General features: G+C 37.6%; 18 protein-coding genes. 1 reads left to right on the top strand and 17 read right to left on the bottom strand.

Going from position 1 to position 19,417, the window contains the following annotated elements:
• Positions 1 to 15 precede the first annotated feature (15 nt).
• From hisS to B9T25_RS03740, 17 genes are all read right to left on the bottom strand, one after another.
• Complete coding sequence (gene hisS / locus B9T25_RS03660; RefSeq protein WP_086187134.1) at positions 16 to 1,311, bottom strand: histidine--tRNA ligase; 1,296 nt, start codon at positions 1,309 to 1,311, stop codon at positions 16 to 18.
• Positions 1,308 to 2,423: a flavodoxin-dependent (E)-4-hydroxy-3-methylbut-2-enyl-diphosphate synthase gene (ispG, locus tag B9T25_RS03665; protein ID WP_086187135.1), complete on the bottom strand. Its 1,116-nt coding sequence runs from the start codon at positions 2,421 to 2,423 to the stop codon at positions 1,308 to 1,310. The genes hisS and ispG overlap by 4 nt, the downstream gene beginning before the upstream one ends.
• A 24-nt stretch (positions 2,424 to 2,447) precedes the next feature.
• Entirely contained in the window at positions 2,448 to 3,236 is a 789-nt protein-coding gene (locus tag B9T25_RS03670) for a helix-turn-helix domain-containing protein (RefSeq protein WP_086187136.1), read from the bottom strand.
• Positions 3,227 to 4,006: a type IV pilus biogenesis/stability protein PilW gene (gene pilW / locus B9T25_RS03675; protein ID WP_213032984.1), complete on the bottom strand. Its 780-nt coding sequence runs from the start codon at positions 4,004 to 4,006 to the stop codon at positions 3,227 to 3,229. Before pilW ends, B9T25_RS03670 begins: the two co-directional genes overlap by 10 nt.
• A gap of 45 nt (positions 4,007 to 4,051) precedes the next feature.
• Positions 4,052 to 5,287, bottom strand: coding sequence for a 23S rRNA (adenine(2503)-C(2))-methyltransferase RlmN (rlmN, locus tag B9T25_RS03680; protein WP_086187137.1), 1,236 nt, complete (start codon positions 5,285 to 5,287; stop codon positions 4,052 to 4,054).
• A 122-nt stretch (positions 5,288 to 5,409) separates the two neighbouring features.
• The gene (gene ndk, locus B9T25_RS03685) at positions 5,410 to 5,841 is read right to left on the bottom strand and encodes a nucleoside-diphosphate kinase (protein ID WP_004649839.1); all 432 of its coding nucleotides are present in this window, start codon (positions 5,839 to 5,841) and stop codon (positions 5,410 to 5,412) included.
• 117 nt (positions 5,842 to 5,958) lie between these two features.
• The gene (iscX, locus tag B9T25_RS03690) at positions 5,959 to 6,159 is read right to left on the bottom strand and encodes a Fe-S cluster assembly protein IscX (protein ID WP_086187138.1); all 201 of its coding nucleotides are present in this window, start codon (positions 6,157 to 6,159) and stop codon (positions 5,959 to 5,961) included.
• An 87-nt stretch (positions 6,160 to 6,246) separates the two neighbouring features.
• Positions 6,247 to 6,798 carry a phosphatase PAP2 family protein gene (locus B9T25_RS03695; RefSeq protein WP_086187139.1) on the bottom strand — a complete coding sequence of 184 codons (552 nt, stop codon included), beginning with the start codon at positions 6,796 to 6,798 and terminating at the stop codon, positions 6,247 to 6,249.
• A 31-nt stretch (positions 6,799 to 6,829) separates the two neighbouring features.
• Entirely contained in the window at positions 6,830 to 8,113 is a 1,284-nt protein-coding gene (locus tag B9T25_RS03700; protein ID WP_086187140.1) for a glycosyltransferase family 4 protein, read from the bottom strand.
• A 153-nt stretch (positions 8,114 to 8,266) separates the two neighbouring features.
• Complete coding sequence (locus tag B9T25_RS03705) at positions 8,267 to 8,677, bottom strand: hypothetical protein (RefSeq protein ID WP_086187141.1); 411 nt, start codon at positions 8,675 to 8,677, stop codon at positions 8,267 to 8,269.
• A gap of 12 nt (positions 8,678 to 8,689) precedes the next feature.
• Positions 8,690 to 11,029, bottom strand: a complete 2,340-nt coding sequence (locus B9T25_RS03710; protein WP_086187142.1) for a fimbria/pilus outer membrane usher protein — start codon at positions 11,027 to 11,029, stop codon at positions 8,690 to 8,692.
• A 17-nt stretch (positions 11,030 to 11,046) separates the two neighbouring features.
• On the bottom strand, positions 11,047 to 11,748 hold the full coding sequence (locus B9T25_RS03715) for a molecular chaperone (protein WP_086187143.1): 702 nt from the start codon (positions 11,746 to 11,748) through the stop codon (positions 11,047 to 11,049).
• 68 nt (positions 11,749 to 11,816) lie between these two features.
• Positions 11,817 to 12,332: a DUF4402 domain-containing protein gene (locus tag B9T25_RS03720; protein ID WP_086187144.1), complete on the bottom strand. Its 516-nt coding sequence runs from the start codon at positions 12,330 to 12,332 to the stop codon at positions 11,817 to 11,819.
• A 1,451-nt stretch (positions 12,333 to 13,783) separates the two neighbouring features.
• Entirely contained in the window at positions 13,784 to 14,593 is an 810-nt protein-coding gene (locus tag B9T25_RS03725; RefSeq protein ID WP_086187145.1) for an XAC2610-related protein, read from the bottom strand.
• A gap of 212 nt (positions 14,594 to 14,805) precedes the next feature.
• Entirely contained in the window at positions 14,806 to 15,822 is a 1,017-nt protein-coding gene (ilvC, locus tag B9T25_RS03730; RefSeq protein WP_086187394.1) for a ketol-acid reductoisomerase, read from the bottom strand.
• Positions 15,823 to 15,944: 122 nt separating this feature from the next.
• Entirely contained in the window at positions 15,945 to 16,436 is a 492-nt protein-coding gene (gene ilvN, locus B9T25_RS03735) for an acetolactate synthase small subunit (RefSeq protein WP_004649846.1), read from the bottom strand.
• Positions 16,433 to 18,160 (bottom strand): acetolactate synthase 3 large subunit, encoded by a 1,728-nt coding sequence (locus B9T25_RS03740; RefSeq protein WP_086187146.1) that lies wholly within the window; start codon positions 18,158 to 18,160, stop codon positions 16,433 to 16,435. Before B9T25_RS03740 ends, ilvN begins: the two co-directional genes overlap by 4 nt.
• Positions 18,161 to 19,005: 845 nt before the next feature.
• Between B9T25_RS03740 and B9T25_RS03745 the strand changes: the two genes are divergently transcribed.
• Positions 19,006 to 19,314: a DUF4124 domain-containing protein gene (locus B9T25_RS03745; protein ID WP_228146852.1), complete on the top strand. Its 309-nt coding sequence runs from the start codon at positions 19,006 to 19,008 to the stop codon at positions 19,312 to 19,314.
• Positions 19,315 to 19,417: the final 103 nt, after the last annotated feature.

Raw genomic sequence — 19,417 nt, forward strand, 5'->3', positions numbered from 1 at the left:
TTATGTTTTTTAAGCTTATTTTGAAGAAAATTTTTGAATGAAGAAGGGTACAACATTTGCCACGGCAACTTCAGTTTGCTCGGCAGTCGCCAATTCTTTCACCGTTAATTGCTGCGCTTCCCACTCACGCTCACCAACGATCACAGCAAAAATAGCGCCCGATTGATCCGCTTTTTTCATTTGGCTCTTCATCGAACCTTGTGAACCCACTTTCAGACGAATATTACTATTTTCTGCTTCAAGTTGGTTACGAATTTGTTCTGCAAGAAGCAATGCTTTACCTTGCAATGCAGCATCTGACAATAAGAACACTTCGCAATCACGTAGCGGTGTTTGGTCTTCAACTTGCTCAAGTAGAAGCAGTAAACGCTCCATCCCCATGGCAAAACCAACAGCAGGTACAGATTGATCAGCCTTGCCTTTCAATTGCCCCACAAGACCATCGTAACGACCGCCTGCACAAATGGTTCCTTGTGAACCTAAATGTGTCGTCGTCCATTCAAAGACTGTTTTGTTGTAGTAGTCGAGACCACGAACCAACTTTTGATTAATCACAAACTCTACGCCTGCATCAGTTAAATACTGCTGCAAAGTCGCAAAGTGATTCATGCTGTCTTCACCCATGAAGTCATGCAATTTTGGTGCATTTTCAAGGATTTGTTGTGTACGTGCGTCTTTAGAATCCAAAATACGCAGTGGATTGGTGGTTAAACGGCGCTGAGAATCTTCATCTAATTCAGCTTTATGCTGGTTCAAAAATTCAACCAATGCGGCACGGTATTCTGCGCGTTCGTCCGACTCACCCAAAGTATTGAGTTCAAGCTGAACTTTATCGGCAACACCCATGCGTTTCCACAAACGTGCAGTCATCAAAATCAGTTCAGCATCTTGGTCAGGCGTAGCTACACCAAATGTTTCCACACCAAATTGATGAAACTGACGGTAGCGACCTTTTTGTGGTTTTTCATAACGGAACATTGGACCGATATACCACACACGAGGGGTCGCACCACGAAGCAAATTATGCTCAAGCATGGCACGGACACAGCCCGCAGTTCCTTCAGGGCGTAAAGTCAAAGACTCAGGTGGATTACCTTTGTCCAGAAATGTATACATTTCTTTTTCGACAATATCCGTCGCGTCACCAATTGAGCGTTTAAACAAATTGGTTTGTTCAACGATAGGCAAACGAATCTGCTGATAACCATACGCATCCATAAGTGATGCTAAATGTTGCTCAAGACGTCTCCACGCAGCAGTTTGCGTTGGCAGAACGTCATTAAAACCTTTGATTGCGACAATTGAACTCATGATGAACTACGAATAATCTCTTTAGATTTAGCTTCTTCAAGCTCTATTACACGTTGACGAACCATAGCTTCAATTTCGTCAACCAACTGATTGGTATCAATTAAATGGCTTTTTTCACCATTACGATATACCAGTGAACGCGGTGCAGCACCCACAACGCCAATATCGGCTTCTTTGGCTTCGCCCGGGCCATTCACTTTACATCCAATGACAGATACATCCATTGGGGTACGAATATCTTCTAAACGCTCTTCTAAAGCTTGCATCACAGCAATCACGTTAAATTCTTGACGTGAACAACTTGGACAAGCAATAAAGTTAATTCCATTGGAACGCAAGCTAAGTGATTTTAAAATATCAAAACCAATTTTCACTTCTTCTTCAGGTTCAGCAGCCAATGAAATACGCATCGTATCACCGATGCCTTCCATCAATAGACCACCTAACGCAATCGCAGATTTCACTGAACCGGTACGATAAATTCCTGCTTCAGTGACACCCAAATGCAACGGATTATCAATCTGTTTAGACAACAGACGGTACGCATCCATGGTTAAAAACACATTTGATGCTTTAACCGAAACTTTAAATTCTTGGTAATTTAAACGATCTAAAATATCAATATGGCGCATTGCCGACTCAAGCAATGCTTGACCCGTTGGCTCGCCATATTTTTTCTGAATATCTTTTTCTAGCGAACCCGCATTGACACCAATACGCATGGAAATATCATGATATTTTGCCGCAGCAACCACTTCACGAATTTTTGCTTCAGAACCAATATTCCCTGGATTAATACGTAAACAATCCGCCCCCATTTCAGCAGCTTTCAATGCGATTTTATAATCGAAATGAATATCAGCAACCAAAGGCACAGAAACACGTTTACGAATTTCACCAAATGCGATTGCAGCTTCCATCGATGGAACTGAAACACGCATGATATCCGCACCGACTTCGGCACAACGCTCAATTTGAGCAACGGTTGCATCAACATCACAGGTTTCAGTATTGGTCATACTTTGGATGCTAATTGGTGCATCACCACCCACATAGACTGAACCAACACGAATTTTACGAGTGGGACGACGCTTAATCGGATTTACAATCATGAATATCGCTCTTCTCTTTACCCATTAACGTGACAAACGGAAGTCGGCTTTGCCATTCACTGTATAAGGTGACAAGGCAATCTTTTCATTATTCAAAGTTAAGGTTACAGCCGATGCATCATCAAGGCGAATTTGAAACGGTGTTTCACCATTCAATTTCACTGTCGCTGCTTGACGACCTGTTGCAAGTACTTTTCCAGTCGAATCTACAATATGAACAGAGGTTGGTTGACTAAACTCGAGTTCCAATTGATCACCAGATACAGCTGCCGAATTATCTAAACTCAATACTTCTACATCTGATTCCGCAGGAGCAACGTCATGACTATCACTTTTGCTTGCCGACCAATTTTGTATCGCCATAGTGGCAATAGCCAATATCACCAGTATCACGCCAGCGATGACTATGCGCTTTAACCACTTTTTATTACGATCACTATTAGAACCTGAGAGCTTACCCATGATTTTAATAGGTGAATTGTTTAAAGCATGGTTTGGCAACAACCCCGTATCATTTTGATAAATCTCATCAAAACGCTGAATAATACTGGTTGCATCTACCTTTAAGTATTTTGCATAGATGCGATAGTAACCTTTAATAAAGGTCGCTTCAGGTAAAGATTTATAGTCATCTTGCTCTAAAGCGGTCAAAGTTTTCAAAGGGATATTCAAATCTTTAGCAGCGTCATTTAATTCACGCTTTTGTGCAATTCGAATTTGACGCAAGTACTCACCTGGACGCTGAACATTTCCTAATGCATTGGGTGCTACGCTTGAACCATTCGATTGCTGTGAATTAGGATTTACTTCCATACGGCCTCAGTACTGTACTTTAATTGCAGATAACGTTGGTATTCTGGACTTTCCGGGAACAGTGCTCGTAATTGATTAACAAGTTCCTGCATTCCCATCGTGTCACTATTTGCTCGTGCAATTCGGATACCAATCCAAAGCGCACGCGCACCTTGATTTTTTTGACCAACTGTACGCACGAATTGTTCATACAATTGTGTCGCAGCAGTGATCTGTTGTTTCAAATAAAAAATTTCCGACAACTCTAACATTGAAATAGAGGAATCACGATTCACTTGTAGGGCTTGTTTGAATGATTTTTCAGCATTCGCAACATCACCTAATTTTAAATAAATCCGCCCTACATTTTCCAAAGCTTTATAACGTTGCTCATACCCTAATGCAGTCCCTGCCACATTAAGCTGTTCAATAGCATCATTATAACGCCCAATTTGATACAAATAAGTACCATAGTTGTTACGGGCTTGTGCATTTTGGGGATCAGCAGAGATCGCACGCTTAAAATATGCTTCTGCTTTGTCCATACTGATTTTACTGCCCTCTTGTTGCAGTAAAATCCCCATCATCATATTGGCTGCTGAGTCCCGAGAGTCGATATCCAGTGCCTGATCTAAAGCTCGTTTTGCAGAATCCAATTCCCCAGATTTAATATATTCGGCTGCCAATTGAGTACGAACTTGAACAGCTTTTTCAGGGTCTTTCTTACTCATTGTTGCTGTCGATGTTTGACAAGCAGCAACAAAAATAGCAGACATACAAATTGTTGTCATAAAAGCTAATTTATATGTGGGCTTTCTCAATTGACATCCCCTTTATTATCCTTGCGAGCGCATAATCTCATTTTGTTGCGCCACTTTCTTTTTCCACTGTTCTGCACGACGTGTACGATCAGCCACTTGACCGACCAACTGTCCACATGCAGCATCAATATCATCACCACGTGTCTGACGAATCGTACACACAAAACCGGCATCAGACAAAGTTTTTTGGAAAGAAATAATACGGTTACGACTTGAGCGGTCATATGGTGCATGCGGGAAGGGATTAAATGGAATTAAATTAATTTTACTTGGTAAGTTCTTTAATAACTTAATCATCTGCTGCGCATGCTCAGGATGATCATTGACACCATCCAACATCACATACTCAATGGTGACATGTTTACGTGAACTCTCATTACCATCTTTGGTAATATAACGCTGACATGCAGCAATCAGTTGTTCTAACGGATATTTCTTATTGATTGGAACTAATTCGTTACGCAACTCATCATTTGGCGCATGTAAAGAAATCGCCAAAGCAACATCAATATCTTTTATCAGCTGATCAATTTTCGGTACCACACCTGAAGTTGACAAAGTCACACGGCGTTTAGACATACCATAAGCAAAGTCATCAAGCATAATACGCATTGAGCTGAGTACTGCATCATAATTGAGCAATGGCTCACCCATACCCATCATCACCACATTGGTGACTGAACGCTCACGATCAGCAACAGGCACGTCTTCCATATATGAATAGTTTGCTACCCATAACTGACCAATAATTTCATCAGGGGTTAAATCACGTTGAAAGCCTTGTTTACCTGTTGAACAAAATGAGCAATCCAAGGCACAACCAACTTGCGAAGAAATACATAATGTCCGACGTAAACCACTTCTATGCTCAGCAGGAATCAGGACAGTTTCAACCAAAGAACCTGCGCCTTCTCCAACACGGAATACCCATTTACGCGTGCCATCTTTAGAATAATTTTTATGTACCACTTCTGGTGCTTTAATTTCGCAAAGCACTTCAAGTTTTTCACGCAATTTGCCTGAAATATTGCTCATTTCAGCAAAATCAGTCACAAAGAATTGATGAATCCACTTCATCACCTGACCCGCACGGAATTTTTTTTCACCGATATCTTCGAAAAAATTTTCCAATTGCGGACGTGACATGCCAAGTAAGTTCACTTTCGTAACAGTATTTTGCTGCGTCGGAGCGGATGGAGACTGTTGCTGTTCAGCAGAAATTGCTGCTGTAGCGACTACTTCAGTACTCATGTGTATTACCTAAACCATGTCTAAAGATGAAAGGAGAAGCTCAATATATGAGCAAAGCTTTATTCAGAGAATAAAAAAACCAGATAAGTATAATAACACTTATCTGGTTTGAATACTTCGAATTAACGAGTACGTGGGCAGATCTCAGTTTGAGCGAAGAAGTAGTTAACTTCACGATCAGCAGATGCAACTGAGTCAGAACCATGCGCAGCATTTTCGTCGATGCTTACAGCGAAATCGGCACGGATAGTACCTGGAGCAGCTTCTTTAGGATTTGTTGCGCCAAGGATTTCACGGTGTGCAAGAATAGCGTTTTCGCCTTCAAGAACAGATACTACAACAGGACCAGAAGTCATGAATGCAACTAGGTCAGCAAAGAAACCACGTTCTTTATGTTCAGCATAAAAGCCTTCAGCTTCAGCTTGAGTCAAATGTTTCATTTTAGTTGCAACGATTTTAAGACCCGCTTTTTCAAAACGAGCAAAAATTTCGCCAACATTGTTTTTAGCAACAGCATCAGGTTTTACGATAGATAAAGCGCGTTCAATAGCCATGATTGGCTCCTTAGGTCAATTTGACGTTAAAATTTTGCGCATTATACCGAATAATGGGCAATTTTCTGCTTTTGATATGTAAAAAAATGCTTTTTTCGACATGCAGAAAGCAGAGGATCAGTTTGCTTCGTCAATCCATGCCATTTGAATCCCTTCCAACAGACCCTCTGTCGATTTGGTCGGATCATCACTAAAATTTGGCAATGCACAGACCCACGCATGTAAGTCAGTAAAGCGAATCCATTGTGGATCTACATCTGGATGTGCTTCTAAAAGCTCAATGGCAAGATCAATAGTGTCAGTCCAACGTAAACCCATGGGTATTCCTTAGCGCTAAATGAATACCGTTACTTTAACAAATTCCTAAAATCGAAAAATAGTTTTTTGGTTTTTAACAGCACATTTTTATAAGATGATATTTAAAAATGGTGCAGTGCAAATAATCCCACTGGCGATAACCACACCAATCAATGCACCCACCAATACATCACTTGGATAATGCAGACCGAGTACCATCCGTGAGATTGCAACCAAAATGGTAAAGGGCAACATCAAAATCAGCAGCATCGGCTGTATATAACCTATTACTGTGCTTGCCATGACAGCATGTAAAGTATGCCCAGACGGAAAACTAAAGTGATCCAGCGGCTGTTCTTGTAATCGAATCACTTGATGCACTTGATAAGGTCGAGGTCGCGTTGTTTTTTGTTTTAAAATTTTATAAATGACCGTTCCGATGGATCCGCTCATGATGAGATAAAGTAGCTGTACCAGATAAAATACCCCTTCCAACATCCAAAGACTAGCCAACATCACTAACCAAAACAAACCATCACCCAAACGGCTAATGATTTTAAAAAAATAAGCGATCATTTTTGAGTGTGAAAAATGATTTAAATATACACAGCCTTTTAAATCGAGATCCAACACCGTTATTTTCACTTGTTTAAAATTCATCATGATTCTCCTTTAAGCGTTGGCTTAAAATTTAGGATGTCATTTGTATCTCCTTCACCACCCCATACAATGCCTCTTCAAACTGATGTACTGGATATTGCCAACCCATATGCTGCACCGTTTTTCGGGCTTTAAGCCCCATATATTTCAACTGCGGATTATTGGGTAAAGTATAGATTGACTGAATCAAACTTGTCACATTACCTAAAGGACTTAACCACCCTGTTTCAGCATGTTTGACATGTAAATGTGCACACGCATAATCATAAGCGATGATAGGTAAACCGCTGGCCATCGCTTCAAGCACCACATTACCAAAAGTTTCAACCTGACTTGCAAATACAAAAACATTTGCACTTGCATAGGCTTGGGCTAAATTCGAACCGGTTAAAACACCTGTAAAAACAACACCATGACCTTGCGATAGCATCTCTAAACGGCTTCGTTCTGGTCCATCACCAACAATGACCAATTTTATATCGTGTTTCGCTGTTTGCTTCATTGCCAAATAAGCACTCACCAAAACATCAATTTCTTTTTCAGGCGATAGTCGACCTACATATAGCAATACTTTTGTGTCTGAATTTACTCCCCATTTTTGACGTAAAGCATCCGAATAATACTCTGGGGAAAAACATGCAATATCCACACCACGTCCCACAACCACCAACGGACAACAAACACCAAACTGTCTTAAAATATATTCGGTATCTTTACTTGGGATACAGGTCATTTGGGTATTGTTATGAAACCAACGTAAATAACACTGAATAGGCTTAACCAAAAAGGCCAAATCGAAGAAACGACTAAATTCCTGAAAAGGTGAATGGAAGCCACTTGAAACAGGAATCCCTTTTACTTTTGCCGCCTGTAAAGCACTCAAACCCAAGGGGCCTTCTGTCACAATATGCACCACATTGGGTGCAAAAGCGTCCAGTGCATTTGAGACCTTTAAAAATTGCGGCCAACCAAATTGTAAAGATGGATATTTAGGAATAGATTGTGCCTTAACCAAGCACTCCTTATTTGGCGAAAAGTCCCGACAAGACTGTTCTTGCTCGGGTCGAATCAATAAAATTTTATGACCTTGTTTTTGTAATCCTTTACATAATTGTAGCAACGATAATGCGACACCATTAATTTCTGGTGACCATGTTTCGGTAACGATGGCTATTTTTAAGCGTGGACGAACCAAATCTTTTAAAACACTAATTTCTTCTATATGGTTTTTATTTTTTTGTAATTTAAAATAAAACTTAAAACTCTCAGGAAAATCTTGTTGTTTTAACAGGCTTGTAGTGGCTATGTTGGACATATGACACCTATTACTTGATTTTCTTATAGCTTAGATGCCTATTTTGACAGTTTGATGATCAATACTTTACATTTAGATGAAATAAAAAAAGAGAGATCTTTTCAATCTCCCTTTTATTGGTCTTTTATAAAACTAAGAGACCATTTCTTTAAATTAAAAATCCACATTAACATAGATTCGGTCACGATAAACTCCCGCAGGGACGGTATATAAAGGGTTTTCTTGAAGCTGTGCTGAAATAATATATTTTTGATTACTTCCACCCCGCTGATTTATTTGAACCCCCCAAAGGTTTTCACTTGCACCTCTGATATTCAACTGCGTTCTTAGTCTATACGGCCCGTTAGATACATAGCTTGAACCACTAGAATTCACCAAATTCTGACTGCGAAATGAAATTGAATAATTCTGATCGCAAGTCACATTAAATGATGTTGCTGTTTGACTATGATAATAATTCGCCAACTTCATTTCATGTGCCGAAAAACCACCAATGTAACATTCAGAAGCATACACTGAACAATAAGCCATCGAAACAATGCATGCTAAAAATAATGGTTTCATAAAAACCTCCTATTATTTACATACCAAATCAATAATCGGTGTATCAGCGCTATCAATTTGACTTTGAGAAATATTAAATGTTGTATTGCATGTTTTACCCTCCTGCGTCTTGACTTTCAAATCATATTTAGATGGTTTAGATAGATAAAGATAAACCAAGCCGTTACTATCGACAAAATAACTTTCTTCATTATTTCCATCCAGCTCTACAATTGAACTCAAAGGAAAATTATTATTATTAGAATCTTTTAAATGAAGCGTAAATCTCCTCGTTAAAGCAACTTTAAAATCTAAAACATACCCCCTCTGATTTAAAGCACTTAATTTTTGATTTGAGTTTTCAAATGAATAATCCAAAGGAAGTTGATCTTGATTATATGAAATATCGTAATTAATATAAGGAATGATATTATGTACAAAAAGATAGCCATTTTTATTTGTTTGACCCACAACAGATAATGACCTTAAAACATCGACATCTTTCATACCATCAACATGAACCAAAGCAAATGCATTATCTACATACTTCGTCATAGATATTTTATTTCCCAACCAGACCAATGCACCCTGATATTGTGCTTGCATCACTTTATTATTTTCATACTCATCATAAGAAGCTCTGAAATCACCAATATTGGTTTTATACAAACCAAAGCCATGGAAATTAACATCACTATCCATATGTGCAACTGCAACCGAATAATCAAAACCATTTTGTAAGATACTATTTTTAGAATAACTTAATATAGTTTCTCCATCATCCGTACTGTGCTCTAAATCTATACTTCCTCGATTACCCCAATTGTAACTAAACATAATATTAAAACTATCATCACCATCTTCGAAGTTTTTAAAATAGTTTAAACTTGTATACATATTTCTCGTGAGCTTTTTTTGCACACCAATATTGATGATCTGACTATCAATCGAATCAAAACCATGCATATCATAATTTTTATTATCAACATAAGTTAAACTTAAACCATCAACATATTTTAAGTTTGAAAAATTAATATAAGCAAGATTAGACATTTTTGTATTAAATTCATACTCATCAAAACCTAACTGCTGAAATTCCTCTGTATAATAACGGCTATTTAAGCCAAATGACCAAGTTCCAAAGCTTCTAGATAACGAAACCGAAACCGCATGCCCCACATCGCCATTATAATCACTGAGCGCATAGGCTGTATCTAACAATGCGAACTTACTAATACCCTGTGTCCACATAAAACTTAAATTACTAACTTGTTCCGAATAAATCGCATCAAAGCCCAGTGTCGTAGTTGCAGCAACCCCTCGGCGAAAATATACTTTTGAAAAAAAGTCACGATAATCACTATCGTCTTCATCATAGTTATATCTTAATTTACCTAAAGAAATATCATATTCATTCAAGCCGATACGTAATAGCTGACTACTGATATAAACTGGAAAACTCCTTACAGTCTGATTCCCCAAAATATCTTCTACCACAATTTTTGCATCACCCGTCTGATCAATAGTGGCACCTGTTTGTAACGAGTAATTCCCTGGTGTAATGGATTGTTTGTATAAATTTACCCCATTAATATATAAATCTACAGTCGATGGTAATGCTGCACTCCCTTGTAGGCTTGGCATATTCCAATACACAAAATCAGGGCGATCTGTATAATTTGTACCAAAACTAATACCACCATATCGAAATGAATTAAATAATGAGTTGTAAACGCTGGTCGTATCACCAACTCTTAACTTCAAATATTTATCTGGAAATTCCAATTCAAATAGAGAACTCACGCGTAAAAATTGTTTTTCATCCTCATCTGGGGAATCTCGATACAAAATAGAATTACTCAACATCCAATAGTCTTTAAAAATTCCAATTTCGGAATAAGCATTAAAATCTGTGGAATAGTCATCCTTAGAGTAAAAATAATCATAATTAAGAAACCCTCCAAAATTAGCCTTAGTTGGAGTAGTGATTAAATTATCGTAATTACTGTCTTTAAAATATGAGGCAGGTAAATCAATTTTTATCGCCTGTAAAGCATCATCTTTTTGAAATTTTATATCTGGACTACGCATAAGACAAAAACCAACTTTGCTTTGATTTTTGACGAACTTAAGGGAATTAACTCCCAACTCTTCTAGCGTTTTACACTCTATATATTCACCATCCTTAGTGACAATCAATACTGTTTCTATGTGCCGATCTACACCATTAAGCCATACATTTACAATAAGTGCACCCGCATCTGTTTGTGTTAATGACTCAACATTTGCTCGCGATTGGGCTAACAGCTCTACATTAGCTTGTGCAGTTCCAACTACACTAAAAAAAACAAGAACAACTCTAAAACATTTCATAGAATCACCCCTTAGATTTAATATTCCAATAAATCTCCATCTTTATCGGTTTTAATTTTGACTTTTATTTTATCGTTCTGTTTATGATTCACCATCCCTAAATCAAAAGTATATTTCTGCCCAATCAGTAAATAGCGATTAATATTTTTTTGTACCAATTCCTTATTATTACTATCGACCAATTTAATATTCGTGATTTGCGCATGTGATTTTGCAAGGTTCTTAACATCGACTATCATATTATTATTTTCGGATCTTAACTTCACATCTAAATTAGTTTTATCTTGTTTACCTACAAACAATGGTAAAGAAAAATTAAATTGGAAATTAATAGCCTCATCTTCCGTTATAGGGGTTACTTCATTAAAAATAACACGCCAAGTTTGTTCTTTCTCTAAATCTTGTTTCGAAAATGGTTGGATAAACCCAACCCGCACAATTTGTTTACTTTCTGGTTTTAATTCAAAAATTTTAGGATTAAACAAAATATTTTTTTCTTCTACTAATATATCTTCTCCTTTTTCATTTTGCTCCCATTTCACCGCCGATAATTCAAAAATTTTAGCGCTATCAAAACCAGAATTTTCAACGACCACCGTTGCACTGCGTTGCTGTTTACTCTTATTACCTAAATATAATTGAATTGGAGTGAATTTAATTCCAGCAAATAAAGGGCAAGTTAAGCTACTCAAAATTAAGAATAAAACTATTTTATGCATATTTATTCCTTTATTATTTATAATAGTGGTGCACGCCATTCGCATACACCACTATTCCCTACTTTTACTTAGAATGCAACTGCCACTTTATACGTTCCTTTATAGAGGCCCCAATGAGCCATGTTTGAAACTGGATTAGTGGTTTCTGCCTTAACAGTGAAGGTTCTTGTTAATGGACTATATGGTAAAACAGCACCAACATAAGGAACTACTCCTAATAAGGTATTAACACCCACTGGAATATTTTGTGCTGGATTTATTTGATTGACTAAAGTGGCTGGTTTGGTAATGTTCAAGCTATATGGTGCATTTGCACTCACATCAAAGCTAGATTGCCCACTCCATTTACCACCAATAAGATTTTTTGCCATTACAATTTTTTCTTTATTGATATCTAAGTCACAATGTTTTTCAACAGTTAGTTCGATATCGATGTCTCCATCACACTTCGTTCCACACCCATGTTTACCAGGTTGATGATGCCCATCATCTCCCCTAGCTGCCTCCTCACCATCAGCTAAAACTACCGTAGAACACATACCTAACATTAATGTTGCCAAAGCAACTTTTGTCATTTTATTCATGGTCTTCTCCATTTCTTTTTTTTAAAAAAGAATGTGCATTTGTAAGAGTTTTAACAATTACGTTTGTAACTCTTTTAGTAGCTTCCGTAACTGTTAAATCATCTTATTACCATTGATTAAAAAACACACAAAAGTGTTATTATTCACACTATCTTTATTTTCATTATACTTTTACTTACAAACTCAAAAAGTGGCTCATTTTTATTATGTTTTATTTTAAATAAACATAATAAAATTTCAGTTCATTTCATATTAACTTTTTAAAAAAATAATCAGTTTACAAATAAATGAACTAAAAAAATAAATCTATAATTTTATTGATTTTTTAGGCGATTAAACACTTACACAAAAACATGTCAAAATTACACTTTTTACAAAAAAACATTAATTTATTGGTCTTTTTTGATAAAAATGTGATTTTGTCTACATTTTTATAGTATTTTTCAACAAAATTTAACCCTCTTAATTTCAGCTAACTGGGTTAAAAACTTAAATCAATAAACACGTAACCGCATATAAAATAACTAATAATTTACTTTATGACCTAACATTACTTCCATTTATTCTTAAAAATACAGACAATTCTTATTTTCATCTGTATTTATTTAATCCGAAAATTTTCTCAATGGTAACTTATCCTACTTATCCTACTTATCTTCAATACAGCATGTAATGTTTTGAGAAAACAATCATCCATCATCGCAGTATTTCAAAACATCTCACGGGAATGTCTTGAAAATCATTTTTATATTTCAGTCCATTGTTTTTATAGAATAAATGTATAGAATTTAGTATGGCGCATTTCATCATAACGAAAGCATTGATTAAAAAATTGATCATCTATTTAGTCATTCTTATTTTGAGCAATAAGCAACACCGAGCGAATCAAGGATCTCGTTAATCGCCAATTAAAGCCTCGCCTCGCTTCATGAGCGAAATACGAGAACTCAAAAATCACTTTTTACAGCAACTAGATTATGGCTCTCATTACATGCCATAGAGTAACTTCAGGAAGCAGCCCAGCCAAGTTTTGATCTTGTCAAATCAACTGGTTATTTACACGAACTTATACGACCATACTCATGGCACTGATTGTTAGGCATGGGGCTTTGGGCAAGATCATGCCCATGGAGATTTGGATACAGACAACTGCTTAATAGTTAAAATAATGTGCGCTCGCCAATCTAGCAAGCAGTGAATGTTTGCCATTAATCGGAGCCACGAAGGTACACGCTCCATTTTATCTAATACCTTATACAACTTAAATAATACTCTTTTCTCTAATATCACTTTGTGAAAACTCACCACACTCTACAGAGTCGAGCATAATGAGTTAATAGTGATCTCAAAATACCTATAGCGGCTACTTAATCTTGAGCAAAGATCAATACACGGCATATTAATGTCTATAAAATTATGCCTTGACTACATTCTGACTAAAATAAAATTGGCTATTCGATTCGATTTAACAAGCCATTTTCGACTTGATATAATTGCCCATTTCCAAAATCAATTTGCTGCTTTTCCCCATGTAAACTAGGAAAGCCTACGATATTTTCAAGTTGAGGAGAGCGTTGAAACTGTTGTGTTTGAGGGTTATACATCCAATAAATATAACGTCTATCCTTGATCGATCGGCCTTGTGAAATATCTGACAACACAATGTCATAATAACCATCAAAATTAACATCCATATAACCGATACTTTTTGGAAATGCCGTAAATCCTGCCAAGCTTTGTGCAACAGTGTTATTATTTTTATTCACGACATCTAGCTGTTTGAGTGCCGCACTATATGGTTCACTCAGATTGTCTAAACCATAAAATTTAAAAATAAAATTTGGTTTATTTGAAATTTTGTTTGCAGGCTCAAACGAAATGGACTGCGCTAAACTATGATCAGATTTCAAAAGATGTGCATTAAGGTTGCCTGTATTTGAATCAAGTAGCCCTGTGAATTGATATTGTCCATTTTCAAGCTTATCCGAGCCAACAGATTTTAAAGTCAGCTGATCTCCTTTTTGCAGCCCTTTTAAATTGATCTCCTGCTGATCAACAAGATTGTATAAAGTCGCATGTGGATTCCAAATGCCTGCATATAAGCTCAGGAAATATTTACCCTCACTCGAGCGCAACATACGTTGCATAGAAACACGAACATTATTGAATGGTTTTAATTCCATAGCATTTAAAGCTATTTCAGCATGACTTATATTGGAAAAAATCAGAGTAGCAATACAAAGCAGCAATTTAGTTTTCATGGTTCAACACACTCAACAATGCAGACTGTTATGAGTAATGTAGCATAAAAAAACCGCTCAAATGAGCGGCTTTTTTTTAATCAATACACAGTGAAAAACTTAGTTTTTCTCTTTGTCTACGATTTTGTTTGCTTGAATCCAAGGTATGAACGAGGACAAAGCATTGCTTTGCCCGAGTGCAAGAACGAAGTTTCAGACAAACTCAAAGAAAATTAGTTCTTTTCTTTGTCTACGATTTTATTTGCTTGAATCCAAGGCATCATAGAACGTAACTTGTTACCTGTTACTTCAATACCATGTGCAGCATTTTGACGACGACGTGCAGTCATTGATGGGTAGTTCAACGCACCTTCTTGGATGAACATTTTTGCATATTCACCAGATTGGATACGTTTCAATGCATTACGCATTGCTTCACGAGACTGTTCGTTAATCACTTCAGTACCCGTTACATATTCACCATATTCAGCATTGTTCGATACTGAATAGTTCATGTCCGCAATACCGCCTTCAAACATCAAGTCAACGATCAATTTAAGTTCGTGCAAGCATTCGAAATACGCCATTTCTGGAGCATAACCCGCTTCAACAAGCGTTTCATAACCCATTTTAACCAATTCAACAGCACCACCACAAAGAACTGCTTGCTCACCAAAAAGGTCAGTTTCAGTTTCTTCACGGAATGAAGTTTCAATAATACCTGTACGACCACCACCCACGCCAGAAGCATAAGAAAGCGCAACGTTACGTGCATTACCAGAAGCATCTTGATGAATCGCGATTAAGTCAGGTACACCTGAACCACGTTGGTATTCAGAACGTACCGTGTGACCTGGTGCTTTTGGAGCAATCATAATCACGTCTAAATCAGCACGCGGTACAACTTGGTTATAAAGGATAGCGAAACCATGAGCAAATGCTAAAGTTGCACCTTGCTTGATGTTCGGTTCAATCACATCACGATAAAGTTGTGATTGGAACTCATCTGGAGTCAAGATCATTACTACGTCAGCTTGAGCAACAGCAGCAGGAACTTCAGATACTTTAAGACCTGAATTTTCAGCTTTTTTCCAAGAAGTAGAACCAGCGCGTAAACCAACAGTTACGTCAACGCCTGAGTCTTTAAGGTTAAGCGCATGCGCATGACCTTGTGAACCGTAACCAATGATTGCTACTTTTTTACCTTGGATGATCGATAAATCACAGTCTTTATCATAAAAAATTTGCATTGCTGTCTCCGCTAAAATGCTTTTTTGTTTCCTTTTATCTAAGCCAATGATGTTATTGGTATTCACTGGCTTAGAACCTCACCTGAAAGATGAGTAGAATGTGTGAATAAAATTAAAATCTGTTAGATCGTTAAAACTTTTTCGCCACGTGCGATGCCTGAAACACCTGAACGTACAACTTCAAGAATGGTATTTTCTGCAAGTGCATCAATAAAACCATCGAGTTTTTCTGTTGTACCAGCAATTTGAATGGTATAGGTCGTTGGTGTGACATCTACAATTTGCGCACGGAAAATGTCAGCAGTACGTTTAATCTCTGCACGTGCTGCCCCAAGTGATTTTACTTTAATCAACATGAGTTCACGTTCAATGTGCGCGCCTTCAGACAAATCAACCACTTTCACCACTTCAACCAATTTATTCAATTGCTTGGTGATTTGCTCAATTTTATGGTCATCACCATACGTGGTCAGAGTCAAACGCGACATAGTTGGATCTTCGGTTGGTGCAACATTTAAAGTCTCAATGTTATAACCACGTTGAGAAAATAAACCCACTAAACGAGAAAGCGCACCAGCTTCGTTTTCAACGAGTACCGATATAATATGTCTCATGACGTACGCTCTCCTTTTCCTAACCACATATCCTGCATCGATTGACCCGCGATCAACATCGGGTAAACATGTTCAGTACGATCAACCATGACATTAATGAACACGCATTTATCATTAATCGCCATCGCTTCAGCAAGCTTAGATTCAAGCTCATCCGCATGGTCAATTTGAATACCAACGTGACCGTACGCTTCCATGAGTTTGGCAAAATCAGGCAGTGAATCAACATAAGAACTTGAGTGACGACCTTCGTAATTCATATCCTGCCACTGCTTAACCATGCCCAAAGCTTGGTTATTCAAGCAAAGAATTTTCACATTTAAGCCATACTGCTTACATGTCGATAACTCTTGAATACACATCTGAATAGATGCTTCACCCGTAATACACACCACTTGTTGGTCTGGGAAGGCAAGTTTTGCCGCCATTGCATAAGGCAAGCCCACACCCATTGTCCCTAAACCACCAGAGTTAATCCACTGACGTGGACGTTTGTATTTATAGTAGTTTGCACCGAACATTTGATGCTGACCAACGTCTGAAGTAATGATCGCTTCACCGTTCGTCATTTTATACATCGCTTCAACCACTTGTTGAGGCTTCATTACACCATTCGTACCCGCTTCATAACGTAAGCCATGTACTTTGCGCCATTCATTGATTTGCGACCACCAAGCCGCAATCGCTTCAGGATTTGGTTTAGAAACATTCATTTGCTTCAATTGAACCAACATCTCTTGAAGTACAGGTTCTACTGCACCCACAATTGGGATATGTGCCATGATGGTTTTTGAAATCGTCGCTGGGTCAATATCAATATGAATCACTTTAGCATTTGGACAGAATTTTGCAGGATTATTGGTAACACGGTCATCAAAGCGCGCACCGATACACAAAATAACGTCTGCATTATGCATGACCATATTGGCTTCATACGTACCATGCATACCCAACATGCCAACGAACTGCTCATCATCACCCGGGAAGCCACCTAAACCCATAAGGGTATTGGTTACTGGGTAATTTAAAAGATGTGCAAGTTCAGTCAATAATTCAGAGGCATTGCCTTGAACAACACCACCACCGGTATAGATGATCGGACGTTCAGCACTAATCAACTCTTCAATGGCTTTACGAATTTGACCTGAATGACCACGATGCGGTGGTTGATAAGAACGCATCTTCACTTTTTCAGGATATTCGTAAGCAAATTTATCGACAGGATTGGTTACATCTTTAGGAATATCAACCACTACAGGACCTGGACGACCAGAAGAGGCAATATAAAATGCTTTTTTAATAATCGCAGGAATTTCACTCGCATGACGCACTTGAAAACTATGCTTCACAATCGGACGAGAAACGCCCACCATGTCTGTTTCTTGGAATGCATCTTCGCCAATTAGATGTGTTGCAACCTGACCAGACAAAATCACCATTGGGATTGAGTCCATATATGCCGTTGCAATTGGCGTTACAGTATTGGTTGCGCCTGGGCCTGATGTGACGAGAACAACACCCGTTTTACCTGTTACACGTGAATAAGCATCTGCCATATGACCAGCAGCTTGCTCATGACGCACAAGGTAATGATTGATTTTGTCTTGTTGAAAGAGCGCATCATAAATATGTAATACTGCGCCGCCTGGGTATCCAAAAACATGCTCAACGCCTTCGTCCGCCAATGCGCGAACAAGCATTTCACCACCAGATAAAAGTTCCAACGTGATTCACCCTAATCTTTTTTCACTGTGTTATGAAAGACATAAACAGTGTTTCATTCATTGATTGTGAGCTCTGTTATAGCACACATATTTCATAGTTTTCGCAGCAATAGGAAAAAATTCTGATCTGTTTGCTGTTTGAGCAATATGAGATCTAAAACGTGTTGGGATAAACACATTTCATTGTTTACTTTGTTCATTTTCTCGGCTAGAGAGAATGCCCATTGCATGACATGACATTTATTCGAAGGGTGATCAAATAAACACATATAAAACTACAGCCAGCATTTTTGTGGTTTCGCCTATTAAAGTCAAGTTTAAAAATTGGCTTTTTTCTGTTTATTTACAAGCCGTTTATTTTTTAAGCTAAACACCCACTTTCAGATTTGATTTTTCCGTCTGCAATTTTATTTGAAAAACCAACAGTTCCTTCGAACTAAAAGCCCCATTAATAAAAAAATATTATAAATTAGATAAATAAATTTAATATTTTATTGATTTTGAGCTAGACACATATGGCGAAAAGTTAAACCACACCCTCTCTCACTCAATATATATAGTTGTAATTTTCATTGAAGAACATGAATAACCAGATCAAAAATTAATTAAAATTTAACGATTTATATTTTTAAAATGAGCATTTATCCAATAATTATTTATGCTTAGTCCAGTCATCAATTACATTGGTCAGCTTATCTTTTTTTTCTGCAAATCAATAAAAACCATATAAAATGTAGAACATGTAGTTTGACTAAATTCCAGCCTTCACTCTAACCCATTATTACGATAAGGACTTCTTTCTCATGTCATCACCTTTTATCAAGTTTAGATTCATGGCGATATGCTTGAGCTTCAGCCTAAGTTCGACCACCAGCTTCGCGAAAGAATATTACAAATGGGTGGATGCAAAAGGTTCTACCCATTACACCGCAACCCCACCACCAAAATCTGCACAGAAAAAAGGGAAAGTGGGTACATATGGTTGGAATCACGCATCAACTACAGTTGCACCAAGTAATCAAGCACATCCTTCGGCAAATGAGGCTGCTCAAGAAGGTAGCCCCGTTGTTTCAATTCCTCAAATTCCAGCAGGTACTATACCTAATACACTATCAGTTGGTGATGAAGTCGTTCATCCATCAAGTGCCCGCTGAAAGATAAAGATTTCTAATTTTATCTATGAATCTCATTTTTGCTGTTTAAAAACTTCAATATTTTATGCTTTATGTCAGGCGCAAAATTCACTTTTTAGTGCAT

The sequence above is a fragment of the Acinetobacter sp. ANC 4470 genome (assembly GCF_002135335.1).
GTDB lineage: Bacteria > Pseudomonadota > Gammaproteobacteria > Pseudomonadales > Moraxellaceae > Acinetobacter.

Bases quoted from the DNA above. Each gene is read 5' to 3' on its own strand.
- hisS (WP_086187134.1), bottom strand. From the start codon at position 1,311: ATGAGTTCAATTGTCGCAATCAAAGGTTTTAATGACGTTCTGCCAACG.
- ispG (WP_086187135.1), bottom strand. From the start codon at position 2,423: ATGATTGTAAATCCGATTAAGCGTCGTCCCACTCGTAAAATTCGTGTT.
- B9T25_RS03670 (WP_086187136.1), bottom strand. From the start codon at position 3,236: ATGGAAGTAAATCCTAATTCACAGCAATCGAATGGTTCAAGCGTAGCA.
- pilW (WP_213032984.1), bottom strand. From the start codon at position 4,006: ATGACAACAATTTGTATGTCTGCTATTTTTGTTGCTGCTTGTCAAACA.
- rlmN (WP_086187137.1), bottom strand. From the start codon at position 5,287: ATGAGTACTGAAGTAGTCGCTACAGCAGCAATTTCTGCTGAACAGCAA.
- ndk (WP_004649839.1), bottom strand. From the start codon at position 5,841: ATGGCTATTGAACGCGCTTTATCTATCGTAAAACCTGATGCTGTTGCT.
- iscX (WP_086187138.1), bottom strand. From the start codon at position 6,159: ATGGGTTTACGTTGGACTGACACTATTGATCTTGCCATTGAGCTTTTA.
- B9T25_RS03695 (WP_086187139.1), bottom strand. From the start codon at position 6,798: ATGAATTTTAAACAAGTGAAAATAACGGTGTTGGATCTCGATTTAAAA.
- B9T25_RS03700 (WP_086187140.1), bottom strand. From the start codon at position 8,113: ATGTCCAACATAGCCACTACAAGCCTGTTAAAACAACAAGATTTTCCT.
- B9T25_RS03705 (WP_086187141.1), bottom strand. From the start codon at position 8,677: ATGAAACCATTATTTTTAGCATGCATTGTTTCGATGGCTTATTGTTCA.
- B9T25_RS03710 (WP_086187142.1), bottom strand. From the start codon at position 11,029: ATGAAATGTTTTAGAGTTGTTCTTGTTTTTTTTAGTGTAGTTGGAACT.
- B9T25_RS03715 (WP_086187143.1), bottom strand. From the start codon at position 11,748: ATGCATAAAATAGTTTTATTCTTAATTTTGAGTAGCTTAACTTGCCCT.
- B9T25_RS03720 (WP_086187144.1), bottom strand. From the start codon at position 12,332: ATGAATAAAATGACAAAAGTTGCTTTGGCAACATTAATGTTAGGTATG.
- B9T25_RS03725 (WP_086187145.1), bottom strand. From the start codon at position 14,593: ATGAAAACTAAATTGCTGCTTTGTATTGCTACTCTGATTTTTTCCAAT.
- ilvC (WP_086187394.1), bottom strand. From the start codon at position 15,822: ATGCAAATTTTTTATGATAAAGACTGTGATTTATCGATCATCCAAGGT.
- ilvN (WP_004649846.1), bottom strand. From the start codon at position 16,436: ATGAGACATATTATATCGGTACTCGTTGAAAACGAAGCTGGTGCGCTT.